The organism is Streptomyces sp. NPDC006476 (genome assembly GCF_040612015.1).
GTDB classification, from domain to species: Bacteria; Actinomycetota; Actinomycetes; order Streptomycetales; family Streptomycetaceae; genus Streptomyces; species Streptomyces griseorubiginosus_B.
In genome coordinates this window covers 331,396-352,315 of record NZ_JBEXPK010000001.1, presented here as the reverse complement: position 1 = coordinate 352,315, position 20,920 = coordinate 331,396, and the positions used below count along the sequence as shown (strand labels likewise).

Annotated in this window: 16 protein-coding genes and 2 pseudogenes; 12 read left to right on the top strand and 6 right to left on the bottom strand. The window is 71.1% G+C overall.

Translation table 11 applies throughout. From position 1 onward, the window contains the following. The first annotated feature begins 132 nt into the window (after positions 1-132). From ABZZ74_RS01600 to ABZZ74_RS01570, 7 genes are all read left to right on the top strand, one after another. Positions 133-975, top strand: coding sequence for a nitrilase-related carbon-nitrogen hydrolase (locus ABZZ74_RS01600; protein ID WP_356760936.1), 843 nt, complete (start codon positions 133-135; stop codon positions 973-975). After that, on the top strand, positions 972-2,255 hold the full coding sequence (locus ABZZ74_RS01595; RefSeq protein ID WP_356760935.1) for an aspartate aminotransferase family protein: 1,284 nt from the start codon (positions 972-974) through the stop codon (positions 2,253-2,255). The genes ABZZ74_RS01600 and ABZZ74_RS01595 overlap by 4 nt, the downstream gene beginning before the upstream one ends. A 27-nt stretch (positions 2,256-2,282) precedes the next feature. After that, positions 2,283-3,842, top strand: coding sequence for a PucR family transcriptional regulator (locus ABZZ74_RS01590; RefSeq protein WP_356760933.1), 1,560 nt, complete (start codon positions 2,283-2,285; stop codon positions 3,840-3,842). 155 nt (positions 3,843-3,997) lie between these two features. Further along, positions 3,998-4,840 (top strand): nitrilase-related carbon-nitrogen hydrolase, encoded by an 843-nt coding sequence (locus tag ABZZ74_RS01585; protein WP_208785300.1) that lies wholly within the window; start codon positions 3,998-4,000, stop codon positions 4,838-4,840. Positions 4,841-4,871: 31 nt separating this feature from the next. Then, a complete protein-coding gene (hydA, locus tag ABZZ74_RS01580) occupies positions 4,872-6,275 on the top strand; it encodes a dihydropyrimidinase (protein WP_356760931.1) in 1,404 nt (467 codons plus the stop codon). An 11-nt stretch (positions 6,276-6,286) separates the two neighbouring features. Beyond that, positions 6,287-7,306, top strand: a complete 1,020-nt coding sequence (locus ABZZ74_RS01575) for a TIGR03842 family LLM class F420-dependent oxidoreductase (protein WP_133041794.1) — start codon at positions 6,287-6,289, stop codon at positions 7,304-7,306. Positions 7,307-7,460: 154 nt separating this feature from the next. Beyond that, positions 7,461-8,987 carry an NCS1 family nucleobase:cation symporter-1 gene (locus ABZZ74_RS01570; protein ID WP_356760929.1) on the top strand — a complete coding sequence of 509 codons (1,527 nt, stop codon included), beginning with the start codon at positions 7,461-7,463 and terminating at the stop codon, positions 8,985-8,987. 24 nt (positions 8,988-9,011) lie between these two features. On the opposite strand, the gene ABZZ74_RS01565 is transcribed toward ABZZ74_RS01570, so the two are convergent. Further along, entirely contained in the window at positions 9,012-9,668 is a 657-nt protein-coding gene (locus ABZZ74_RS01565) for a hypothetical protein (protein WP_356760928.1), read from the bottom strand. A gap of 63 nt (positions 9,669-9,731) precedes the next feature. Continuing rightward, positions 9,732-10,117: pseudogene (locus ABZZ74_RS01560) on the bottom strand (hypothetical protein); the annotation flags it as partial. Positions 10,118-10,182: 65 nt separating this feature from the next. Between ABZZ74_RS01560 and ABZZ74_RS01555 the strand changes: the two are divergent. After that, positions 10,183-11,010, top strand: coding sequence for a class I SAM-dependent methyltransferase (locus ABZZ74_RS01555; protein WP_356760926.1), 828 nt, complete (start codon positions 10,183-10,185; stop codon positions 11,008-11,010). Positions 11,011-11,028: 18 nt separating this feature from the next. Here the strand turns inward: ABZZ74_RS01555 and ABZZ74_RS01550 are convergent, their stop codons facing one another. Beyond that, positions 11,029-12,021, bottom strand: coding sequence for a phospholipase D-like domain-containing protein (locus tag ABZZ74_RS01550; RefSeq protein ID WP_356760924.1), 993 nt, complete (start codon positions 12,019-12,021; stop codon positions 11,029-11,031). A 175-nt stretch (positions 12,022-12,196) separates the two neighbouring features. Here ABZZ74_RS01550 and ABZZ74_RS01545 point away from each other — a divergent pair. The 4 genes and pseudogenes from ABZZ74_RS01545 (at position 12,197) to ABZZ74_RS01530 (ending at position 17,356) form a co-directional block, all read left to right on the top strand. After that, a pseudogene (locus ABZZ74_RS01545) lies at positions 12,197-14,025 on the top strand (gamma-glutamyltransferase). A 93-nt stretch (positions 14,026-14,118) separates the two neighbouring features. Beyond that, positions 14,119-14,967 carry an inositol monophosphatase family protein gene (locus ABZZ74_RS01540; protein WP_356760923.1) on the top strand — a complete coding sequence of 283 codons (849 nt, stop codon included), beginning with the start codon at positions 14,119-14,121 and terminating at the stop codon, positions 14,965-14,967. Positions 14,968-15,084: 117 nt separating this feature from the next. Next, positions 15,085-16,497, top strand: a complete 1,413-nt coding sequence (locus ABZZ74_RS01535; RefSeq protein ID WP_356760922.1) for an NAD(P)/FAD-dependent oxidoreductase — start codon at positions 15,085-15,087, stop codon at positions 16,495-16,497. A 349-nt stretch (positions 16,498-16,846) separates the two neighbouring features. Then, the gene (locus ABZZ74_RS01530) at positions 16,847-17,356 is read left to right on the top strand and encodes an O-acetyl-ADP-ribose deacetylase (protein WP_356760920.1); all 510 of its coding nucleotides are present in this window, start codon (positions 16,847-16,849) and stop codon (positions 17,354-17,356) included. Positions 17,357-17,368: 12 nt separating this feature from the next. Here ABZZ74_RS01530 and ABZZ74_RS01525 read toward each other — a convergent pair whose 3' ends face one another. The 3 genes from ABZZ74_RS01525 to ABZZ74_RS01515 all read right to left on the bottom strand — a co-directional run bounded on the left by ABZZ74_RS01525 (position 17,369) and on the right by ABZZ74_RS01515 (position 20,854). Further along, the gene (locus ABZZ74_RS01525) at positions 17,369-19,219 is read right to left on the bottom strand and encodes a M1 family aminopeptidase (RefSeq protein ID WP_356760918.1); all 1,851 of its coding nucleotides are present in this window, start codon (positions 19,217-19,219) and stop codon (positions 17,369-17,371) included. Between the two features lie 180 nt (positions 19,220-19,399). Next, positions 19,400-20,344 carry a M56 family metallopeptidase gene (locus ABZZ74_RS01520; RefSeq protein WP_356760917.1) on the bottom strand — a complete coding sequence of 315 codons (945 nt, stop codon included), beginning with the start codon at positions 20,342-20,344 and terminating at the stop codon, positions 19,400-19,402. 93 nt (positions 20,345-20,437) lie between these two features. Then, positions 20,438-20,854 (bottom strand): BlaI/MecI/CopY family transcriptional regulator, encoded by a 417-nt coding sequence (locus tag ABZZ74_RS01515; protein ID WP_356760915.1) that lies wholly within the window; start codon positions 20,852-20,854, stop codon positions 20,438-20,440. Positions 20,855-20,920 lie beyond the last annotated feature (66 nt).

Sequence of the window (20,920 nt, the reverse complement as noted above, 5' to 3'; positions counted from 1 at the left end):
CCACCGGAGTGTGTTACGTGATCGACCCCGCGGGTTGACGACGATGGTCTTGGCAAGGCCGTCCCGGAGGCTTACGTTCGTCCCTCTACGGCCTGTTCTACGGGCGTAGAGGCCCCGCCGAAGGAGCAGCTCATGGCCAACGTCGTACGCGCCGCTCTGGTCCAGGCCACCTGGACCGGCGACACCGAGTCCATGGTGGCGAAACACGAGGAGCACGCCCGCGAGGCGGCCCGCCAGGGTGCGAAGATCATCGGTTTCCAGGAGGTCTTCAACAGTCCCTACTTCTGTCAGGTCCAGGAACCCGAGCACTACCGCTGGGCCGAGCCGGTGCCCGACGGGCCGACCGTGAGCCGGATGCGGGAGCTCGCCCGGGAGACCGGCATGGTGATCGTCGTACCGGTCTTCGAGGTCGAGCAGTCCGGTTTCTACTACAACACCGCGGCCGTGATCGACGCCGACGGCACGGTCCTCGGCAAGTACCGCAAGCACCACATCCCCCAGGTCAAGGGGTTCTGGGAGAAGTACTACTTCAAGCCGGGCAACGTCGGCTGGCCTGTCTTCGACACCGCGGTCGGAAAGGTCGGCGTATACATCTGCTACGACCGCCACTTCCCGGAGGGCTGGCGCCAACTCGGCCTCAACGGCGCCCAGTTGGTCTACAACCCGTCGGCCACCCACCGCGGGCTGTCCTCCCACCTCTGGCGTCTGGAGCAGCCCGCCGCGGCCGTCGCCAACGAGTACTTCGTCGCCGCGATCAACCGCGTCGGCCAGGAGGAGTACGGCGACAACGACTTCTACGGGACGAGTTACTTCGTCGACCCGCGTGGACAGTTCGTGGGTGACGTGGCAAGTGACAGCAAGGAGGAACTCGTGGTCCGTGACCTGGACTTCGACCTGATCGAGGACGTCAGGCAGCAATGGGCGTTCTACCGGGACCGCCGGCCGGACGCGTACGAGGGGCTGGTGCAGCCGTGAGCGACCTGTACGCCCGCCACCGGTCCGTCCTGCCCGACTGGCTCGCCCTCTACTACGAGAACCCGCTCGAGATCACCCACGGCGAGGGCCGCCATGTCTGGGACTCGGACGGCAACAGGTACCTCGACTTCTTCGGCGGCATCCTCACCACGATGACCGCGCACGCGCTGCCCGAGGTGACGAAGGCGGTCAGTGAGCAGGCCGGGCGGATCCTCCACTCGTCCACGCTGTACCTCAACCGCCCGATGGTCGAACTCGCCGAGCGCATCGCCCAGTTGAGCGGCATCCCGGACGCCCGCGTCTTCTTCACCACCTCCGGCACGGAGGCCAACGACACCGCCCTGCTGCTCGCCACGACCTACCGGCGCAGCAACACGATCCTGGCGATGCGCAACAGCTACCACGGACGCTCCTTCAGCGCGGTCGGCATCACCGGCAACCGCGGCTGGTCGCCCACCTCGCTGTCCCCGCTGCAGACCCTGTACGTCCACGGCGGCGTCCGCACCCGCGGCCCGTACGCCGCTCTCGGCGACGCCGACTTCATCGCCGCCTGCGTCGACGACCTGAAGGACCTGCTCGGCCACACCCGCCCGCCCGCCGCGCTGATCGCCGAACCGATCCAGGGGGTCGGCGGCTTCACCTCGGGCCCGGACGGCCTGTACGCGGCCTTCCGCGAGGTGCTCGCCGAGCGCGGCATCCTGTGGATCGCCGATGAGGTGCAGACCGGCTGGGGCCGTACCGGCGACCACTTCTGGGGCTGGCAGGCGCACGGACAGAGCGGGCCGCCGGACATCCTCACCTTCGCCAAGGGCATCGGAAACGGCAGCTCCATCGGCGGTGTCGTCGCCCGCGCCGACATCATGAACTGCCTGGACGCCAACAGCATCTCGACGTTCGGCGGCACCCAGATCACCATGGCGGCCGGTCTCGCCAACCTCACCTACCTGCTGGAACACGACCTCCAGGGCAACGCCCGGCGCGTCGGCGGGCTGCTCATCGAGCGGCTGCGGACGGTCGCCGCGCAGGTGCCGCACGTACGCGAGGTGCGGGGCCGCGGGCTGATGCTCGGCGTCGAGCTGGTCAAGCCCGGGACGGACCAGGCCGATCCGGACGCGGCGGCCGCCGTGCTGGAGGCGACCCGCGCCGACGGGCTGCTGATCGGCAAGGGCGGCGGCCACAACACCAGCGCCCTGCGCATCGCCCCGCCCCTGTCCCTCACGGTCGCCGAGGCCGAGGAGGGCGCGGCGATCCTCGAACGCGCTCTGAGGAGCCTCACGTAACAGTGCACTGAGCAAGGGAAGTCCGCCATGACCACCACCTTCGGGACCCTGGAGCCGGCGCTGTCCGTGCGGCAGATCCTCATGCTCGAACGGGTTCTCGCCGGGGAGCCCGAGGTGGTGGCCGGGGCGGCCCAGCTCGACCGGCCGGTGCGCTGGGTGCATGTCGCCGAGGCGCCCGACGTGGGCGTCATGCTCAGCGGCGGCGAGATGGTCCTCACCACCGGCGTGCTGCTCGCCGGAGACGAGGAGAAGCAGGCCGAGTACATCCGGTCCCTGCACCGCGCCGAGGCCGCGGCCGTGGTCCTCGGGCTCGGACGTGCCTTCCCGGCGCCCCCGGACGTCATGCGCCGGGCCGCCGAGCGGTGCGGGCTGCCGATGGTGGTCCTCCACCGGCCCTTCCCCTTCGCGGAGTTGACCGAGGAGGTGCAGGCCCGGCTGGTACGGCGGAAGTTCGCCGCCGTCAGCCTGTCGGAGTCCGTACGGACGGCCCTGACCGGGCTCATCACCGCGGGCGCCCCGCTGCAACGGCTCCTCGACGAGGTCGCCCAGCACAGCGCCTGTCCCGTGGTCGTCACCAACCTCGCCCATCGCGTCCTCGCCACGGCGGGGGAGCGGCCCGCCGTGGACGACGTGCTGCGCGACTGGGAGCGCATCGCCCGGCAGGCCGGCGGCAGCGAGGGCGACGGCTGGATCCGCGCCGAGCTGGGCGGGCGCGGGGAGCGGTGGGGACGGATCGTGCTGTGCGGGTACCGGGGCGACACCGCCACCGGACGACTCCTCGCCGACCGGGCCGCCGAGGCCCTCGTCCTGCACCGCATGCTCGGCGGCACCTCGGCCCACACCTGGGAGGAGCAGTCGGCGCAGAGCCTGCTGACCGACCTGGTGAGCGGGGTCGTACCGGCGAGGCAGCTGTTGCCGCGTGCCCGGGCCGCCGGACTGCCCGTCAACCGGCGGACGTTCGTGCCGCTGGTCGTACGGCACGCGGATGTGGCCGGGCTCGACCGGGTGCTGCGCATGGTGGGGCTGCCGGGGCTCGTCGCCGAACTGGCCGACGGGGTCACCGCCGTACTGCTCAGCCTCGCCCGGGACCAGGACGCCGCGGTGCTCACCGCGAACTTCGCTGCCCGGGTGCGCTCGGAGGCGGCGCGGACGGTGGTGGCCGCCGCCGATCCCCGTATCGCCTGGGACGACGTGCCGGCGGGCCTGCGCGAGGCACAGCACGTCGCCGACGCCGTGGCGGACTCCTCGGCGGTCCTCGACCTCCCGGACGTCGTACGCCTGAAGGACGTCCATCTGCGGGGCCTGATCCGGCTGCTCAGGGACGATCCGCATGTGCAGTCCTTCGCCGAGCGGGAGCTGGACGGGCTGCTGTACTCGGCCGACGACGATCTGCTGCCGGTGCTGCGCACCTATCTCGCCACCGGCCGCAACAAGTCCCGCACCGCCCAGCTCCACCATGTCTCCCGGCCCGCGCTCTACCGCCGGCTGGAGGCGATACAGACCCGGCTCGGCGTCGACCTCGACGACTTCGAACAGGCGGCCTCCGTCCACATCGCGCTCCTCGCACATGACGCGCAACAGGGCTGAAACATGCGACGACCTGGGAAAACGGCGGTGAAACATGGGCCCACGACAGAGTGACACCGTGGCACGCCGCACCCCCGCAGACGTGACACCGTGCAACTCAAAGCGCCTTTTCGGACTTCCTAGTCTTCTCGCACACCGAGCGACCGGAGGTCCCGATGAGCAGAGTGATCCGTGCCGCCCTCTTCCAGACCGCGTGGACGGGCGACAAGGAGTCGATGATCGCGGTGCACGAACAGGCGGCCCGGGACGCGGCCGCGCAGGGCGCTCAAGTCCTGTGCTTCCAGGAGCTGTTCTACGGACCGTACTTCTGCCAGGTCCAGGACAAGGCGTTCTACGAGTACGCGGAGGCGATCCCCGACGGCCCGATCGTCAAGCGTTTCCAGGCGCTCGCGAAGGAGCTGGGGATCGTCCTGATCCTGCCGATGTACGAGGAGGAGCAGCCCGGCGTCCTCTACAACACCGCGGCCGTGATCGACGCGGACGGCTCGTACCTCGGCAAGTACCGCAAGCACCACATCCCCCAGGTCCCCGGATTCTGGGAGAAGTTCTACTTCCGCCCGGGCAACGCCGGCTGGCCGGTCTTCGACACCGCCGTCGGCCGGATCGGCGTCTACATCTGCTACGACCGCCACTTCCCGGAGGGCTGGCGGGCGCTGGGCCTCGAGGGCGCGGAGATCGTCTTCAACCCGTCGGCCACCTCGCGCGGGCTGTCCGCCTACCTCTGGCAGCTGGAGCAGCCGGCCGCGGCCGTCGCCAACGAGTACTTCGTCGGCGCGATCAACCGGGTCGGAGTGGAGGAACTCGGCGACAACGACTTCTACGGGACCTCGTACTTCGTGGACCCCGAGGCCCAGTTCGTCGGCGAGGTGGCCTCCGACAAGGAGACCGAACTCGTCGTCCGCGACCTGGACATGGCCAAGCTGCGCGAGGTGCGCGACCGCTGGCAGTTCTACCGCGACCGCCGTCCCGACGCCTACCCGCCGCTGACCGCACCCTGACCGAACCGTTCACCCAGGCAGGAGAGGGACCATGAGCAGCCGTACCGTCATCCGCGGTGGCCTCGTCATCACCGCGTCCGACGAGATCCACGCCGACGTGCTGATCGAGGACGGCCGCATCGCCGCCCTCGCCGCCTCCGGCACGCCCGCCGCCGAGGCGTTCAGTGCCGAGAAGGTCATCGACGCCACCGGGAAGTACGTGATCCCCGGTGGCGTCGACGCCCACACCCACATGGAGCTCCCCTTCGGCGGCACCTTCGCCTCCGACACCTTCGAGACCGGCACCCGGGCCGCCGCCTGGGGCGGAACCACCACCATCGTCGACTTCGCCGTGCAGAGCGTCGGCCACTCCCTGCGCGAGGGCCTGGACGCCTGGCACGCCAAGGCCGAGGGCAACTGCGCGATCGACTACGGCTTCCACATGATCGTCTCCGATGTGAACCAGGAGACGCTCAAGGAGATGGACCTGCTGGTCGAGGAGGGCGTGACCTCCTTCAAGCAGTTCATGGCCTACCCGGGTGTCTTCTACTCCGACGACGGCCAGATCCTGCGCGCCATGCAGCGCTCCGCCGAGAACGGCGGCCTGATCATGATGCACGCCGAGAACGGCATCGCGATCGACGTGCTGGTCGAGCAGGCGCTGGAGCGCGGGGAGACCGACCCGCGCTACCACGGGGAGGTGCGCAAGGCCCTCCTGGAGGCCGAGGCCACCCACCGTGCCATCAAGCTCGCCCAGGTCGCGGGCGCCCCGCTGTACGTCGTGCACGTCTCGGCGATGGAGGCGGTGGCCGAACTGGCGCGGGCGCGGGACGAGGGGCTGCCGGTCTTCGGCGAGACCTGCCCGCAGTACCTGTTCCTGTCCACCGACAACCTCGCCGAACCCGACTTCGAGGGCTCGAAGTACGTGTGCAGCACGCCGCTTCGCCCCAAGGAGCACCAGGCGAAGCTCTGGCAGGGCCTCAGGACGAACGACCTCCAGGTCGTCTCCACCGACCACTGCCCCTTCTGCTTCGTGGGCCAGAAGGAGCTGGGCCGCGGGGACTTCTCGAAGATCCCCAACGGTCTGCCGGGCGTAGAGAACCGTATGGACCTGCTCCACCAGGCCGTCGTCGACGGGCACATCAGCCGCCGCCGCTGGATCGAGATCGCCTGCGCCGCCCCCGCCCGGATGTTCGGCCTCTACCCGAAGAAGGGCACCATCGCCCCGGGCGCCGATGCCGACGTCGTGATCTACGACCCCAGCGCCGAGCAGGTGATGTCCGTCGAGACGCACCACATGAACGTCGACTACTCGGCCTACGAGGGCAAGCATGTCACCGGCCGGGTCGAGACAGTGCTCTCGCGCGGCGAAGTCGTCATCAACGAGCGGGAGTACACCGGACGCGCAGGACACGGCGTCTACACCCCGCGCTCCACCTGTCAGTACCTCAACTAGGAGTGGCGCCCATGGACTTCGGACTCGTCCTGCAGACCGACCCGCCGGCCTCGAAGGTCGTCAGCCTGATGAAGCGGGCCGAGCGCAACGGCTTCCGGTACGGCTGGACCTTCGACTCCGCCGTGCTGTGGCAGGAGCCGTTCGTGATCTACAGTCAGATCCTGGCGAACACACAGAAGTTGACCGTGGGTCCGATGGTCACCAACCCCGGTACCCGTACCTGGGAGGTCACCGCCTCCACCTTCGCCACCCTCAACGACATGTTCGGCAATCGCACCGTCTGCGGCATCGGCCGCGGCGACTCCGCGATGCGCGTCGCCGGCCGCAAGCCCAACACGCTGGCCCGGATCAGCGAGGCGATGAAGGTCATCCGGGCCCTCGGCCGGGGCGAGGAGGCCGACCTCGGCGGCACGGTGATCAGGTTCCCGTGGATCAAGCCGGGCGCCGAGCTCCCCGTCTGGATGGCCGCGTACGGGCCGAAGGCCCTGAAGATGACCGGTGAGGAGGCCGACGGGTTCATCCTCCAGCTCGCGGACCTCTACCTCACGGAGTACATGGTCAAGGCCGTCAAGGACGCGGCCGTGGCCGCCGGACGTGATCCGTCCGAGGTCAAGATCTGCGTCGCCGCGCCCGCCTACGTCACCGCGGACGACTCGCCCGAGGCCCTCGCCCACGCCCGGGAGCAGTGCCGCTGGTTCGGCGGCATGGTCGGCAACCATGTCGCCGACCTCGTCGCCAAGTACGGCGAGCACTCCGCCGCCGTGCCCGACGAACTCACCGACTACATCAAGGCCCGCGAGGGGTACGACTACTCCCACCACGGCCGCGCGGACAACCCCGACACCCAGTTCGTCCCCGACGAGATCGTCGACCGGTTCTGCGTCATCGGCCCGGTCGAGAAGCACATCGAGAAACTGCGGGCGCTGCGCGAGCTGGGCGTCGACCAGTTCGCCGTGTACGACATGCACGACGCCCAGGAGACCGTGATCGACGCGTACGGCGCGGAAGTCATCCCGGCCCTCAACGCCTGACCTCAGCGTCTACAGAGATTCAACTCCCCATCCCCCACTCCAGTTCTCCCCTCCCCACCCCCCACTCCAGTTCTCCCCTCCCCACCTCCCCGGGGAGGGGACCCGGAGACCCGCACGGCCTTTCCGGATCCGCCCTTCATCGATTGGCCTGCCCATGACCGAGACCGCTCCCACGGCCATACCGCCGACCGCTCAAGTCACCCTCGCCGACGGGCGCGTGGAGATCGCGCCGGGGTCCCCGCCGCCCATCGGGCCGTACGCCAACGAGGACCTGCTTCCGGTTCCGATCGAGAAGCGCACCTGGACCACGTACAACTTCTCCGCACTGTGGGTCGGTATGGCTCACAACACGGCCTCCTGGACCCTCGCCTCCGGTCTGATCGCCGTCGGCATGGACTGGAAGCAGGCGGTGTTCACCATCGCCCTGGCCAATGTGATCGTGCTGATCCCGATGCTGCTCACCGGGCACGCGGGACCGAAGTACGGCATCCCCTTCCCCGTCTTCGCGCGTGCCTCGTTCGGCGTGCGGGGCGCCAACCTCCCCGCCGTCGTACGGGCGTTGGTGGCGTGCGGCTGGTTCGGCATCCAGACCTGGATCGGCGGCGAGGCGATCTACTTCCTCGCCGGGAAGCTGATCGGGGACAGCTGGGCGAACGCCTCCCATGTGGGCGGATACGCCTGGACGATGTGGCTGTCGTTCGCCCTCTTCTGGGTGATCCAGGTCGCCATCATCTACCGGGGTATGGAGACGATCCGCCGCTTCGAGAACTGGGCGGCGCCGTTCGTGATCGTCGGCGCCCTGGTGATGCTGATCTGGATGAGCAACAAGGCGGGCGGGTTCGGCCCGTTGCTCGACCAGCCGTCCAAGCTGGGCTGGGGCGGCGGCTTCTGGAAGCTGTTCTGGCCGTCCCTGATGGGCATGATCGGCTTCTGGTCCACGCTCTCGCTGAACATCCCGGACTTCACCCGGTACGGCAAGTCGCAGAAGGCGCAGACCTGGGGACAGGCCCTTGGTCTTCCCACGACCATGACGCTGTTCGCGCTGCTGTCCGTGCTGGTCACCTCCGGTTCGCAGGCCGTGTACGGGCAGACGATCTGGGACCCGGTCCAGCTCGCCGCCAAGACCGACAACGTCCTCGGCCTGCTGTACGCGCTGGTGACCGTGCTGGTGGCGACCCTGTCCGTGAACATCGCGGCCAACCTGGTCTCGCCGGCCTTCGACTTCTCCAACATCGCGCCCAGGAAGATCAGTTTCCGTACCGGCGCGCTTGCGACCTGCGTCCTCGGCGTGCTGATCTTCCCGTGGAAGCTGTACTCCGACCCGCAGGGATACATCTTCACCTGGCTCGGCCTGGTCGGCGGACTGCTCGGCACGGTGGCCGGCATCCTCATCGCCGACTACTGGATCCTGCGCCGCGGCAAGCTGGACCTCGTCGACCTGTACCGCACCGGCGGCCGTTACTGGTACGAGGGCGGCTGGAACTGGCGGGCCGTCGTGGCCTTCGCGACGGGCGGCGTCCTCGCGATCGGCGGCGCGAGCTTCAAACCACTGATCGACGGACGGCCCATCCCGGCGCTGCGGTCCCTCGCGGACTACGGCTGGGCGGTCGGCCTGGGCACCTCGATGGTGGTGTACCTGGCGCTGATGCTGCTGCGCGGAAGGGACCGCCTGGAAGGCTGAGTGAGCGTCCGAGGGGCAGCCGGTCTACCGGCTGCCCTTCAGCGCCGTCACCGCGTCCCGTGCCGCCTTGATGGCACCCTTGTTGATCACGTCCGTGCTGGGCGCCTTCTTGGTCTCGAAGTCACTGCCGTTGTAGGTGGTGACGACCAGCACATTGGACACACGCGCGATGACGACACCCTCGCGCGTCTGCTGTTTGTCCTGGGTGGTGAGGTTCACCACGGAGTAGGCGGAGTCGCCGAGTCCGGGGACGGCCCCTCCGCCGCTCTTCTCCGTCAGCCGTTGCTGGTACTCCTTCTGCGCCGCCGCGTCCGAGTCCATGACCTCGAAGGAGATGTCGAGCCAGCGGTAGTCGTACCCTTTGAGCGCGTTCCAGGAGCAGGTGCGGCGCAGCTTGGCGTCCGTCGACTGGATCTCCTTGCCGGCCGTCTTGGCGCCCGGCACCAGGGACTTGATCGTCGCGACGGAGATGCTGCCGCACGGGGCCGGTGCGGCGGCGTACGACGCGGCCTCGGCCGTCGACGACGGCGCGGTGGGCGACTGCGTGCTGGTCTTCTGTCCCGCGTCGTGCTGGTCGGCCGGTGTCGCGGGGCTCGACGTCAGCGCCCAGCCCGCCGCGGCGAGCACGACGACGGGGGACAGGCGCGCGGTCAGAGCCAGCGGCAGGGGAAGTTCACGCACGGACACACTTCTCTGTGGGGGAGGCGGTGCGGTGGGGTCCGCACCGCGGACGGGGCGCCAGTCTCACATGAGTCCCTGTGAGACGGAAGTGCGAACTCGTACCGTACCTGTGCGATCACCCTCGGCGCGAGCTGCCGGCTTCGGCCGGTGCGCTCTGGATGCGGCCACGGCCGTGAAGGCGCCGTGCGCGACGAGGTGCACCAGACAGTGGTCGGAGTGCCTGGGTCGGCGCCGGGCGGCCACGGTCCTCGTCGGTGATCCGGTACGGAGCGAGCGCGGCCGGCAGCGCGAGGCGGGCCCCCGGACGCTCGCGCCGGCTCGGGAAGCCGCGCAGGACCGCCGAGGGGTGGGCGCCGTCCCAGTCCCCCAGGATCGTGTGGAGGAGGAGCCCGCTCGTCCGCGTCGAGCAGGCCCGCGCCCGACCGGGAGGCCGTGCGCAGAGCGGCGTAGCCGGTGGTGGTGCGCGGCGGATAACCCGTTGCGGCAGCCGCGGGCCGATCAGCAGGCTGGCGTGATGACCGAGACGACACGCCCCCACGCCCCGGCCCTCCACGAGGACATCCTCGCCTACTACACCCGCGGCAAGGAGGACGGCCGCCTCAGGGACGGCGGTGCGCCGTCCGGCCGGCTGGAATTCTGGCGCACGCAGGACGTCCTGCGGCGGATCCTGCCCGCGGCCCCCGCGCGCCTGCTGGACGTCGGCGGGGGCAGCGGGGTGCACGCAGAGTGGCTGGTGCGGGACGGCTACGAGGTCGAACTCGTCGATCCGGTACCGCTGCACGTGGAGCAGGCCTCCCGGCTGCCCGGGGTCACGGCCCGGTCCGGGGACGCGCGGTCGCTGCCGGACGAGGACGCCACCTACGACGCGGTGCTGCTGCTCGGCCCGCTCTACCACCTGACCGAACGCGCCGACAGGGTAAGGGCGTTGGCCGAGGCGCGGCGAGTGGTCAGGCCGGGCGGACCGGTCGTCGCGGCCACCATCAACCGGTACGCGGGACTGCACGACCTGCTGCGGGAGGAGCGCTACTTCGAGCCCGTCCAGCGGGCCCGCACCGACGCGGCGAGCGCCGACGGCCGGCACCGCTCCGGAGGCGGTCTGTTCACCGAGGCCTACTTCGCCCAACCAGCCGAGGTGCCGGGCGAGTTCAGCGACGCCGGCCTCGCCCCGGAGGGCCAGTACGGGCTGGAGGGCGTCGCCTGGCTCATGGGCGGGATCGAGGACTGGCTGGACGACCCGGAGCGCCGCGAGGTGGTCCTGGCGGCGACGCGGCGCATCGAGTCGGAGCCGACCCTGCTGGGCGCGAGCGGTCACCTGCTCACGGTCGGGCGGCGCCGGCCATGAGCAGGTGTCCGTGCGGGGTCAGGCGGCCGTGCCGCCCGCGTAGTCGCTGTTGAACGTCGTCTCGACGGTCGTGGCCACGGACTGCGCCACCCCGGTGCCGGTGAGGATGATGCCCAACTCGCGGTTGCTGGAGAGGGAGTTGCTGCTGATGTTCATGGAGCCCGCCTCCACCTCCTGGGTGGACAGCCCGTAGTCGGCGACCATGGCCTTGGCGTGGATGTAGAAGCCGTTGGGGTCGGAGTAGCCGACGACGGTGCCGCCGGCCGCCTTGATCTCGGAGACCTCGCTCGCGTAGTCGCCCGGCGTCTCCAGGACGACCCGCACCTTCACGCCCGCCTTCGCGCGCGCGGCGATGGCGTCGACCACCGTGCCGTCGCTGAACTCCAGTTCCTCGACGTCGAGCGTCTTCGTCGCCGCGTTGATCACCGACAGCAGCCGGCTGCGCGAGTCGGTCGGCGACCAGAGCAGGTGGTCGCCGTCGGTCGGGGTGATCGAGGTCCCCGCGTAGTCCGCGTTGAAGACCTTCTCGATCGCGGCGACATCCCGGGTGTCGTCGGTGAAGACGCCGTAGTCACGGCCCGTCGCGTAGTACTGGGAGGTCAGGTTGCCGGTCAGGACCAGCGACTTGGTGCCGTCCACCGTGATCGTCTTCTGGTGGGTGTAGACGAAGCCGGAGGACGACCACACCACTCCCACACCCGCGTTGGTCAGCGCCGTGTACGCGGAGTTGTTCGCGGTCTTGTGCTGGCGGTCCAGGATCACCCGCACCGTGACACCCTTGTTCTCCAGGGCTATGAGGTCGTTGACGGCCGTGGTGTCCTCGAGCTCGTACATCGTCATGTCGAGGGACGTGGTGGCCGAGTCGATGAAGTCGTAGATCGTCGGCTCACCGCTGGTGAGCGAGAAGGCGAAGGCGGAGTAGCTCGCGGCGTTCGCGGGGACGGCGGTGGCGATCACGGCGGCGCCGGCCGCCAGGGCCACACCCGCACGCCCGAAGACCTTCCACAACATGTCTGACTCCTGGTCGAGTTGATGCCCACGTGGGGGGTGGCAGGCGTGAGCATGACACCACGCGCGTAGAACGCGTGGGTGTGGGGCGGCTCATGAAGTGCCCGGGGGATCGCAAAATCTTCGTAGGCGCCTCGGACGGGTAGGGGCAGTCCCACAGCGAACCGAGAGGTGAGACATGCCCTTCCGCACCCGGCCGACCCTTCAGGGCACCTTCGGGATGGTGTCCTCCACCCACTGGCTGGCCTCGCAGTCGGCGATGGCCGTACTGGAGGACGGCGGCAACGCCTATGACGCCGCCGTCGCGGGCGCGTTCGTGCTGCACGTCGTCGAGCCGCACCTCAACGGCCCCGCAGGCGAGGTCCCGATCCTGCTCGCGCCGGCCGGCGGCGAGGTACGGGTGCTGTGCGGACAGGGCGTGGCCCCGGCCGGGGCGAGTGTCGCGCACTACCGGGGGCTCGGTCTGGACCTCGTACCCGGCACCGGCCCCCTCGCCGCCGCCGTGCCCGGCGCCTTCGACGCCTGGATGCTCCTGCTCCGCGACCACGGCACCAAGCCCCTCGCGGACGTCCTCGGGTACGCCGTCGGGTACGCCGAGCACGGGCACGCGCCCGTGGAGAACGTCGGCGCGACCGTCGAGACGGTACGGAAGCTGTTCGAGACGGAATGGACCTCGTCGGCGGAGGTCTACCTGCCCGGCGGAAAGGCCCCCCGCCCCGGTCGGCTGCTGCGCAACCCCGCCCTCGCCGCGACCTGGAAGCGTCTGATCGCCGAGACCGCCGGCGCCGGGGACCGCGTCGCGCAGATCGAGGCGGCGCGCGAGGTGTGGCGCTCCGGCTTCATCGCCGAGGCGCTGGTACAGCAGTCCGGGCGCCCCACCCTCGACACCAGCGGCGAGCGCCACACCGGCACCCTGACGGCGGCCGATCTCGCCGGCTGGTCGGCGACCTACGAGGCCCGGTGAAGTACGACTGGAACGGCTGGACCGTGTGCAAGGCCGGCCCCTGGAGCCAGGGACCGGCACTGCTCCAGCAGTTGGCGCTGCTGCCGCCGGAGCTGCCCGCGTACGGCTCCGCCGACTACGTCCACCTGCTGGTCGAGGGCTGCAAGCTCGCCATGGCCGACCGTGAGGCCTGGTACGGGGACGCCGCCGAGGTGCCGCTGGAAGACCTCCTGTCGGCCGACTACAACGCCGCCCGTCGCGCCCTCGTCGGCGACAAGGCCTCGTACGAACTGCGCCCCGGCAGCCCCGGAGGCCGCACCCCGCGGCTCAGTGCGCACGCGCACACGGTGATAGCCGACGAGCCGGGGTTCAGCCCGATGGGCGCCGGTGAACCGACCGTCGCCAAACCGCCGACGTCCCCGGTGCCGGGGGAGCCGGAGACCGGTGCCGACGGCACCGCCCGCGGCGACACCTGCCACATCGACGTCGTCGACCGCTGGGGCAACATGGTCGCCGCCACCCCGAGCGGCGGCTGGCTCCAGTCCAACCCGGTCGTGCCCGAACTGGGCTTCCCGCTCGGTACCCGGCTCCAGATGACCTGGCTGGAGGACGGTCTGCCCAACTCCCTCACCCCGGGCCGCCGTCCGCGCACCACCCTCACGCCCTCCCTCGCCCTGCGCGACGGTGTCCCGGTGCTGGCCTTCGGCACGCCCGGCGGCGACCAGCAGGACCAGTGGCAGCTGCACTTCTTCCTGGCCCTCGCCCTGCTCCCGCCCGTCCGCGGCGGCCTCGACCTCCAGGGCGCGATCGACGCCCCGAACTGGCACAACGACAGCTTTCCCGGCTCCTTCTATCCGCGCGGTCGGCGGCCGGGCAGCGTCACGGTCGAGTCCCGCGTCGGTGCGGACGTCGTCGAGGAGCTGGGGCGGCGCGGTCACCGGGTGACCGTCGGCGACCCCTGGTCGGAGGGCCGCCTGTGCGCGGTGGCCCGGGACCCGGAGACGGGCGTGCTGTCGGCGGCCGCCAACCCGCGCGGGATGCAGGGGTACGCGGTCGGCCGCTAGAGCCGCGGCTCGCGCACCCCGAGTTCATCCCGATTCCACCGGGTATCCACCCGGCGGGCGGGCGTTGTCAGTGGCGCATGCTCTCATGGAGGCATGATCGTAGACACGGAAACCATCGACGAGTTTCTCGCCCGACGCTCGGCCGACGTGGAGGAGGCGGTCCGCACGGCCGCCGCGGCCGAGATCATGCCCCGCTTCCGCCGCCTGGCCGCCCACGAGATCGACCAGAAGGCAGGACCGCACGACCTGGTCACCGACGCCGACCGTCTCGCCGAGCGGTACCTCACCGAGACCCTCGGCGCCCTGCTGCCCGGCTCCGTCGTGGTCGGCGAGGAGGCGGTGCACGCGAACCCGGCGACGTACGAGGCGATCCAGGGCGACGCCCCGGTGTGGATCGTCGACCCGGTCGACGGCACGCGCCAGTTCGTGCGCGGCGAGACCGGGTTCTGCACGTTGGTCGCGCTCGCGCGCCGCGGAGTGGTCCTCGCCTCCTGGACGTACGCGCCGGCCCGCGGCCAGCTCGCCGTCGCCGTCAGGGGCCGGGGCGCCTTCCTCGACGGCGAGCGCCTGGACGCCGGCTCGCCCGCCCCCGGCCGGGACCTCGAAGTGGCCACCTCCCACCCGGACTACACGACGGACGAGCAGAAGCACGCCCTGCTCGGCCTGTGGACCGACGGCGTCGCCCCCCGCGCCTGCGGCTCGGCGGGCCTCGAGTACCTCGCCGTCGCCCGCGGTGAGCTCGACGCGACGGCCTTCTCCTGGGAGGCCGCCTGGGACCACGCGGCGGGCCTCCTCCTCGCCGAGGAGGCGGGCGGCACCCATCTGACACTCTCCGGGGAACCGTTCCGGATAACCGGCGGCAACAGCCTCCCCTTCACCACGGCCCGGGACGAGGCGACGGCCCGCAAGGTGGTGGGACTTCTGCGGCAAGGACCCGCGTGACCGACCTCGGCGGCAGCGGGCAGCCGGCATCCCCGGTCCGCACCCCCGGGTGTCAGATCCCCGGCATATCCTGACCCCCAGGCCAGCGGTTGACGAAGGGGTCCGAAGGTGCCGTCGATGCTCGATGCGTGCGTGGTGGGTGCGGGGCCGAACGGACTGACGGCCGCCGTGGAGCTGGCCCGCCGCGGCTTCTCCGTGGCCGTCTTCGAGGCCCGCGACACCGTGGGCGGTGGCTCCCGCACCGAGGAGCTCACCCTGCCCGGCTTCCTGCACGACCCCTGTTCCGCGGCCCACCCGCTCGGCATCAACTCCCCGGCCTTCCGCGCCCTGCCCCTGGAGCGGTACGGCCTCCAGTGGCTGCACGCCGACCTGGCCATGGCACACCCCTTCACCGACGGCACCGCCGCCGTGCTGGCCCGCTCGGTCGCCGAGACGGCCGCCTCCTTCGGCTCACGCGACGCGGGGGCCTACCGCAGACTGGTCGCCCCGTTCCTGCCCCGGTGGGACACCCTGATCCGCGACTTCATGTCCCTGCCGCTGACCGCGCTGCCCCGCGACCCGGTCACCCTCGCACGCTTCGGCCTCGTGGGCCTGCCGCCGTCGACCTGGCTGGCGCGCCGCTTCCACGACGACCGGGCCAGGACCCTCTTCGCCGGACTGGTCGCCCATGTGATGGCCCCGCTCAGCGGCTTCGCGACGAGTGCCATCGGCCTGGTCTTCGCCCTCGCCGCGCACGCGCGCGGATGGCCGGTGGCCCGGGGCGGCTCCCAGTCCATCGCGGACGCGCTCACCGCGTACCTCAAGGACCTGGGCGGCCTGGTGCACACCGACTACGAGGTCAAGCGTCTCGACGACCTGCCGCCCGCGCGCGCGTACGTCTTCGACACCTCGCCCACCGCGCTGGCCCGCATCGCCGGTTTCGGCCGCTACTACGCTGACTACAAGTACGGCCCGGGCGTCTTCAAGGTCGACTACGCGCTCGACGGACCGGTGCCGTGGACCGCGGAGGAGGCCCGCGCCGCCACCACCGTGCAGATCGGTGCCGACAGCGCGGAGATCGGCAGGGCCCTGCGTGCGGCCTCCCGGGAGGGCCGGGCACCCGACCGACCGTTCATGATCACGGTGCAGCCGGGCGTCGTCGACCCCACCCGCGCCCCCGAGGGCAAGCAGGTCTTCTGGGCCTACGCCCATGTGCCGAGCGGCTGGACGGGAGACCTCACGGACGTCATGGAACGCCAACTGGAGCGTTTCGCGCCCGGTTTCCGCGACCGCGTCCTCGCCCGCGCGACCGCCGGCCCGCCCGAACTCGCCGCCCGCAACGCCAACTACGTCGGCGGCGACATCGGCTCCGGCGCGGTGACCGGCCTCCAGGTCCTGCTGCGCCCCAAGCTCTCCCTCTCCCCGTACACCACCCCCCACCCGGCGGTCTTCATCTGCTCCTCCGCCACCCCACCGGGCCCGGGCGTCCACGGCATGTCGGGCCACAACGCGGCGAAGGCGGTGTGGCGCAGGCTGCGTGAGCAGCGGTAGCCGCAAGTAGCCGCAACAACAGGGTCCGGTCCGCCCCCTGACGCCGACCACGGGCACGTTCCCCGCACGCCCGCAGGCCCGGCCTCCGTCCGGGCTCGGGCACGGTCTTCACCGTGTCTCGTCAGAGGCGAACGGTGTCCGACGCGAGTGGCAAGGGGCCGGGGTCGTGTCCTTGGCCTGGGTGGAGTGCGGGGCGGCGGGCGCGTCCCCTCGCCTCGACCCCGGAGCGGTGTCCGACGGCCGACTCGCGGCAGCCGATGCTGACCCCGGCCGTAAGGGGAGGGCACCCTCCTTCCCGGCGCCGGAAGACCCGTGCGCGCCGTCCCCGCCCTCCTGGTATAGAGGCACCATGACCAGCATCACTCTCGTCAAGGGCGACATCACCCGGCAGTCCGTCGACGCCATCGTCAACGCGGCGAACTCCTCGCTGCTCGGTGGAGGGGGTGTCGACGGTGCCATCCACCGCCGGGGCGGCCCGGAGATCCTGGAGGAGTGCCGAAAGCTGCGCGCCTCGCGCTACGGCAAGGGCCTGCCCACCGGTCAGGCGGTCGCGACGACCGCCGGGAAGCTGGACGCGCGGTGGGTGATCCACACCGTCGGCCCGGTCTGGTCGGCCGGCGAGGACCGCTCGGAGCTGCTGGCCTCCTGCTACCGGGAGTCCCTCCGGGTCGCCGACGAACTGGGCGCCCGTACCGTCGCCTTCCCCGCCGTCTCCACCGGTGTCTACGGCTGGCCGATCGACGACGGTGCCCGCATCGCCGTGGAGACGGTGCGGGCCGCGGACACGTCGGTCGAGGAGGTCAGGTTCGTCCTCTTCGACGAGCGGGCCCACGAGGCGTTCGCCGCGCAGACCCGCTGAACTCCCGTCCGCTCAGCCGTCGATGCGGTGCGTGCTCCAGAACGACGTCAGGTCCGTGCTCGTCGCGGACTGCGCCGCCGCCTTGAACTCGGCCGTGGTGGAGACGCCGTACCAGTGTGAACTCGCGTAGTCCTTCAGCACCTTGGTCATCGCCGTGTCACCGATGAGGCGCCGCAGGTCGTGCAGGGCGCACTTGCCGTAGCCGTAGACGACGGTGGAGTAGCGGGAGGAGTGGGCGTCCCAGTACGCCATGGAGTTGGTGATCTTCTCGGCGGAGGAGGCCCAGGAGACGCTGTTCCAGCAGTTGCTGCCGGTCTTGCCGAGGGCCAGGTCGGTGGCGTAGTCGGTGAACGCCTCGTCCAGCCAGGGGCTGTTGTACTCGTCGTCGCCGACGATGCCGTACCACCACTGGTGGCCGATCTCATGGGTGAGCGCGGTGGTGCTGACGAGGTCCAGGACGAAGCCGGGGTACTCCATACCGCCGAACCAGTAGTTGTTGTCGATGACCGCGTCCAACTCGCCGTAAGGGTAGGCCCCGAAGCGCGCGGCATGGGCATCGACGGCGGTCTTCGCGGTGCTCAGCATCGACTGCGCGTCGGAGGAGCTGATGCCCGAGACGGAGTAGACGTTGATCGCGGTGCCGGCCGCCGACGTACCCGAGATCTTGCTGAACGGCCCCGCCGCCCAGGCGAAGTCGCGCACCTTGGACGCGGTCGCGGTGGTGACCGTACGCCCGCTGGAACCGGGGGTGTCGACGGACGTGCCGGTGGCCGGGACCAGCAGGCTGCTCGGGTGGTCCAGTGTGACCTTGAAGTCGGCGGCCAGGGAGTAGAAGGACTCGCCGTTGTTGGTGTACGGGTCCAGGTGCCAGCCCGCCCCGTCCTTCACCGCGAGCACGGGCAGCGCGTTGCCGATGTTGTTGAAGGCCCCGTCGTGCCCGAACCGGTCGGCGCCGCTCGGCACGGTGATGCCGAGGTCGAAGCCGATCGTGGCGCTCTGCCCCTGCGCGAGCGGGGCCGGCAGGGAGATCTGCAGGGCGGTGCAGCCGACGGACAGGGCGCCCGCCGTACCGCCGGTGAGGTTCGTGACCGTGATGGGCATCGCCGAGCAGGTGCCGTGATAGTTGTCCCACAGCCGCAGATACACCTCGCCGAGCGCGGTCGAGGAGGCGTTGGTGAAGGTCGCGCTCTCGTGGCCGGTCCACACGGTGCCGCTGCTGTTGCTGCTCAGACTGACTGTGTACGAGGGTGAGGCGGGCGTCCGTGTCGAGTCCGCCGGCGGGGTGGTGCCCGCGGAGGTGTCGAGGGCGATGTCGTCCAGGACGAAGCTGGTCTGCAGGCTGGAGTCCTCGGTGCCGGTGAAGGCGACGTTCACGGTCTGGCCGGCGAAGGCCGAGACGTCGAAGGACTTCTGGACGTAGCCCGTGTTCTTGTCGAGGTTCGAGTACGTCGCCAGCGTGGTGGAGCCGATCTTCGCCGTCAGTTTGTCGTAGGCGGTGGAGGAGGTCGTCTCGGCGGTGTCGATGTGCAGCCAGAAGGACAGGGTCGCCTTGTCGCACCCCGAGGGGACGGTGACGCTCTGGGAGAGCGTGTCGGTGTGCGTGGATCCGACGCCGTCGAGCCAGGCGAACGAGCTTCCGCCGTGCGCGCTCTGACCGGACCGGCTGGTGATGACGCTCGTCGACGACTGGCTCCAGGGCGAAGTGCCGCTCTCGAAGCCGCCGTTGGCCACCACCTGGGCCGGGGTGCAGGCCGCCGCCGCTGAGGGTGCGGCGGCCGCGGGAAGGGCGGGGAGCGATACGACGGCCAGCGCGGCGACGGCCAGCAGGCGCGCGGCGACGGATCTGTGGGGGGTCGATCTCACGCGGAACTCCTTTGCGGCGACCGGGATCCCGGTCTGCTCGGCGATCGCCGGCCGGCCTGGGTGCGCCGGAGGCGATCGGGGCTGCGTGCACTTGTTGGCCTGAGCATGCCATAAGCGTGTGCTGTGAGGGGGCTGTGCGTGAGAAGGGTGACCACGGCCCACCGCGGCCGGCGGCTCCGGTCAGTCGCCGTGTCCGACGGGGGCGCTCTCTCCCTGGGCGACCTCGATGCCGTCGTGCAGGTCCGTGGCCGCATCCAGGGCCGCCGTCGCCGACAGGGCGACACAGACGAGGAGCAGTCCGGCCAGGGCGCGGGGGAGTGCGCGGGCGGCGGGCTTCGGCGCGCTCAGCAGCGCACTGACCCGGCGCGGGACCGGCCCCGCGGTGGCCGTGAGGGACAGCCGCGGCCGGGGGCTCGCGGCGCGGGCGGCGAGCGCCGCGCGGCCGACGGCGCGGGCGGTGAGGGTGCGGTCACCCGTCACCCGCGCGGCGGACTCGTCGGCCCAGCGCTCCAGGGCGTACGAGAGCGGGGCGCGCAGACTGCGCAGTGCCGGGTGCAGGGCCACGGCGAACTCCGTGGCCACGAGGAAGAGATGGTGGCGGCCGGACAGATGCGCGCGCTCGTGGGCGAAGAGCACCTCGCGCTCGCGTGCGCTGAGGGCGCGCAGCATGCCCGTGGTCACCACGATGCGGCCGGGGCGGCCGGGCAGCGCGTACGCGTCGGGCCGCTCGTCCTCCCGCACCGACAGATCGCCGGCGCTCGCCTCGCTCCCGAACTGCCGGTGCGCGGCGCGCAGTTCACGCACGTGCCGGACGGCCCGGCGCAGCAGCGAGGCGCCGAGTGCCGTCAGCGCGCAGGCGGCCAGGACCGCGGCGGGCACGGTGGCCGGGGAGCCGTCGCCCAGCAGATGCGGGGAGAGATGGCCGAGTGCCGCGACGAAGGGGAGGCGCAGGGCGCCGTTCAGGGCCAGCAGGACGAGAGCGGCCGTGCTCGACAGGGCGAGGACCAGTGCCAGAGCGGTCAGCGCCCAGGCCGCCGTCCGGGGCGGCAGCTGCTCCGCACCGCGCCGGGCCAGCGGGACCGCCGGCAGCGGCATCAGGAGCGGGAGCCACACGGCAAAGATCACGTGATTCCTCCAGGGCCGCCGGTCCGTCACCGGCCAGCCTACGCGGCACGACCCCGCGGCCGGTTACTGACCACCACGGGTACCCGCACCGGCTCACGGCGTCTCGTCGGCCGTCCCCTGGCCGGTGGTCTCCAGCAGGGCGCGCAGCACACGCTCGTCCTCCGGGCTCAGGTCGGAGACGAAACGCGCGAGTACGGTGCCGCGGTCCTCGTCCTTGTCGAGTTCGGCGTGCATCCTGCGCGCGGTCAGCCCGGGGGAGTCCTGGGCGGGTGCGTAGGTGTAGCCGCGGCCGACCCGCTCCCGGGTGACCGCGCCCTTGGCGTGCAACCGGGTGAGGATGGTGGTGACGGTGGTGCGGGCCAGGCCGCCGCCGAGTTCCAGTTGCACGGCGCCGGGTGTGAGCGGTCCGTCGGCGGCCCACAGGGCGGCCAGGACACTCGCCTCCAGCTCGCCCGCGGGCCGCCGGTCCGTGCGCCCGTCGGCCGGCTCGTCGATCTGCCCCTGCGGCATGGGAACGCTCCTCGGCTCTGATTCGTCTACAGTTCGGTAGACGGTCTACATGACTGTAGTCGCTCG